This is a genomic window from Streptomyces sp. NPDC002690 (genome assembly GCF_053592415.1).
The window spans coordinates 1-3,898 of the sequence record NZ_JBSFVR010000516.1; the positions used below are offsets into that span (position 1 = coordinate 1).

Genomic DNA, 3,898 nt, shown 5'->3' on the forward strand with positions numbered 1-3,898 from the left:
CCGCCGCGCGCTTCGTCGCCGACCCGTTCGGCGAGCAGCCCGGGTCCCGTCTGTACCGCACCGGCGACCTGGTCCGCTGGACCCTGCCGGCCGGCGGCGACGGCACCCCCGTCCTGGAGTACACCGGCCGCGCCGACGTCCAGGCCAAGGTCCGCGGCATCCGGATCGAGCCCGGCGAGGTCGAGGCCGTTCTGCTGTCCCACCCGACCGTGTCCGCGGCCACCGTCGTCGTCGTCGACACCGAGCGCGGCAAGCGCCTGGTCGGCTACGTGGTGCCGCTGCGGGCGGCCGGCCCCGGCCATTCCGCCTCCGGCGCCAGCATGGAAGTAGCCCTCGACGTCGTCCCGGTCGAGGCGCGGGCACTGCGCCAGTACACCGCGGTCCGGCTGCCCGAGTTCATGGTTCCCGCCGCGATCGTGGTCCTGGACCGCATGCCGCTGACCCCGAACGGCAAACTCGACCGCAAGGCCCTGCCCGCGCCGGTCTTCGAGAGCACCGGGTTCCGGGCCCCCCGCACGCCCACCGAGGCCGTGCTCGCCGAGATCTACGCCGACGTCCTCGGCGTGGAATGGGTCGGCGTCGACGACGACTTCTTCGCCGTCGGCGGCGACAGCATCCGCTCCATCCAGGTCGTCGCCCGTGCCCGCTCGGCAGGCCTCACCCTGACCGCGCAGGACGTGTTCGCCCACGGCAGCGTCGCCGAACTCGCCGCAGTCGCCGGGCAGGCCGTCGACCGGCCGGTGCTGGAGGAGTTGGAGGGCGGTGACGCGGGACGTCTGCCGCTCATCCCGATCGGCCGGTTCCTGGTGGAATCCGGCCCGCACATCCGCCGCTACACCCAGGCGATGGTGCTCGACCTGCCGCCCGGCATGGACCCGATCGGCCTGGCCACCACCCTGGACGCCGTCCTCGACCGGCACGCGGTCCTGCGGGCCCGCCTGGTGACCGGCGACAGCGACGACACCGAACTCGACATCGACCCGGTGCGCACCGTCACGGCCACCGACCTGGTCCGCCGGATCGAACTGGCCGGCGCACCCGACGACGAGGCCGCCCTGGCGACCCTGCGCACCGAGTTCGACGCAGCCGCCGACCTGCTCGACCCGACCGCCGGCCGCCTGCTCGCCGCCGTCTGGCTCGACTTCGGCCACCGCCACCGCGGCCGCCTCGCCCTGGTCGTCCATCATCTGGCCGTCGACGCGGTGTCCTGGCAGATCCTGCTCACCGACCTGAACAACGCCTGGCAGCGGGTCCGGATCGGCCGTACCCCGGCCCTGGAACCGGTCGGCACCTCCGCCCGGCGCTGGGCCCACGCCCTGCGCGACGCTGCGCTCACCCCGGAGCGCGCCGCCGAACTGCCGCGCTGGCTGGACGCCGTCCAGGGACCCGACCCGCTGCTCGGCGAGCGCCCGCTCGACCCGGCGGTCGACGTGGCGTCGACCGTGGAACGCGTCCGGGTCGCGCTGCCCGCCGAGGCCACCGAGCAAGTCCTGACCACCCTCCCGGCCCTCTTCCGCTCCGGCGCCCACGACGGACTGCTGACCGCGCTGGCCCTGGCGGTCGCCAAGTGGCGCGAACGCCGCGGTCTCGGCGAACCCTCGACGCTGCTGCGCCTGGAGGGCCACGGCCGCGAGGAGGGCGTCGTCCCCGGCGCCGAACTGTCGCGCACCATCGGCTGGTTCGCCACGCTGTTCCCGGTCCGGCTCGACCTGGCAGGCGTCGACCTCGACGAGGCGCTGCGCGGCGGCCCGGCCGCCGGGCATGCCGTCAAGCTGGTCAAGGAGCAGTTGCTGGCCGTTCCGGACAAGGGCATCGGCTACGGGCTGCTGCGTTACCTGAACCCCGAGGCCGGTCAGCAGCTGGCCGGGCACCCCGCTCCGCAGATCGCCTTCAACTACCTCGGCCGGATCGCCCGAGCCGGGGCGGGACGGCAGGGCTCCGCCGCGGGCTGGCAGCCGATGCCCGGCGGCGACGCCCACCTCCCGGCCCTGGACGCCGACATGCCGGTCTCCGCGACCGTCGACATCGGAGCCGCGGTCACCGACGGCGCCGACGGGCCCGAGCTGCGCGCCGACTTCGGCTTCCCGACCGGCGCGATCAGCGCCGCGGCCGTCACCGAACTCGCCGAGCTGTGGATCGAGGCCCTGGAGGGCCTGGCCCGGCACACGGCCGGCCCGGACGCCGGCGGGCTGACGCCCTCCGACGTGCCGCTGGCCCGCGTCACCCAGGCCGACCTCGACGAGCTGACACTCGCCCATCCCGGGCTGTCCGACGTGTGGCCGGTGACACCCATGCAGGCCGGCCTGCTGTTCCACGCCAGCCTGTCCGGGCCCGGCAGCGACGTCTACCAGGTGCAGTACGTGCTGCACGTCCAAGGCGAGGTCGACCCGGCGCGGCTGCGCGCCGCCGCCCAGACCCTGCTCGACCGGCACGCCAACCTGCGTGCCGGGTTCGTCACCCGCCCCGACGGCACCACCCTGTCGGTGATCCGCGACCGGGTCACCGTGCCCTGGCAGTCCCACGACCTGTCCGGCGCGGCCGACGACACCGCCCGCGAAGCCGCGTTCGAGGCCCTGCTGGCCGCCGACCGCGACACCGGATTCGACCCCGCCGCCCCGCCGATGCTCCGCATCCAGCAGGTCACCACCGCCCCGGACCGGCACGACATCGTCCTGACCGCCCACCACGTGCTGTTCGACGGCTGGTCCGTGCCGCTGCTGATGCGCGAACTGCTCTGGGCGTACGCCTCCGGCGAAGACGACGAGCTGCCCCCCGCGCCCGCCTACCGCGGCTTCCTCAGCTGGCTGGCCGGCCGCGACGCCGAGGCGTCCACCCAGGTCTGGCGCGAGGCTCTCAGCGGTGTCGGCACGCCCACACTGCTGGCCGGCGACCAGGACCGCACCGGCACCGCCGACACCGCCGTCGAGGACATCGGCCAGTTCGACGTCCCACTGGCGACCGAGACCGCGCGCCGGCTCACCGTCCGCGCCGCCGAACTCGGCGTCACCATGAACACGGTCGTACAGGGCGCGTGGGCGCTGGTTCTGGCCGCGATGACCGGCCGCACCGACGTCGTCTTCGGCGCCACCGTCTCCGGCCGGCCCGCCGACGTCCCCGACGTCGACACGATGCTCGGCCTGTTCATCAACACCATCCCGGTCCGGGTGAGCGCCGACCCGGCCGACACCCTGGCCGACTACCTGCGCGCACTGCAGACCCGGCAGACAGCGCTGATCGACCACCAGCACGTCGGCCTCACCGAGATCTACGAGACCACCGGGCTGCGCTCGCTGTTCGACACCCTGCTGAGCTTCGACTCCTACCCGGGCGACCAGGAGGGACTGTTCCAGGCCAACACGCACACCGGCCTGAAGCTCACGGGCCTGCGCACCATCGCGGGCAACAACTTCCCGATGGCGGTGGTCGCCGCCGCCGACCCGGACCTGCGGATGCTGCTGAAGTTCCGCACCGACCTGTTCCCGCCGCCGGTCGCTCGGTCCATCGCCGACCAACTGGTGCGGATCTGCCAGGCTCTGGCCGACGAGCCGCTGACCCGGCTGGCCGCGATCGACCTGCTCGGCGCCGAGGAACGGGCGAACGCCGTCCTGAACCTCGCCGACCTGGCCGTCCGACCGCAGGTCCCGGCCCCCGGCGGTGACGCCGGTCCCCTGGCCGAGGTGAGGAGCGGGGCATCGGTCGTGGTCCTCGGACCAGGCCTGCGGCCGGTCCCGGTCGGAGCGGTCGGTGAGCTCTACCTCGCGGGCGAGGCGGCGGACGACGCCGCGCCGCCCGTGACCGTGACATGTCGACGCCGCTGTGCTCAAGGCGGCGGGGGCTCTGGAGGAGTTCAACATCCGTTCTCTGGACGCGATTCACTTGGCGAGTGCGATGGTCCTCG

The 3,898-nt window shown here is 74.1% G+C and carries 1 protein-coding gene; it reads left to right on the top strand.

The window, feature by feature from the left end:
- On the top strand, positions 1–3,898 hold a 3,898-nt coding region (locus ACWD3D_RS34385), incomplete at both ends, for a condensation domain-containing protein (RefSeq protein WP_451464621.1).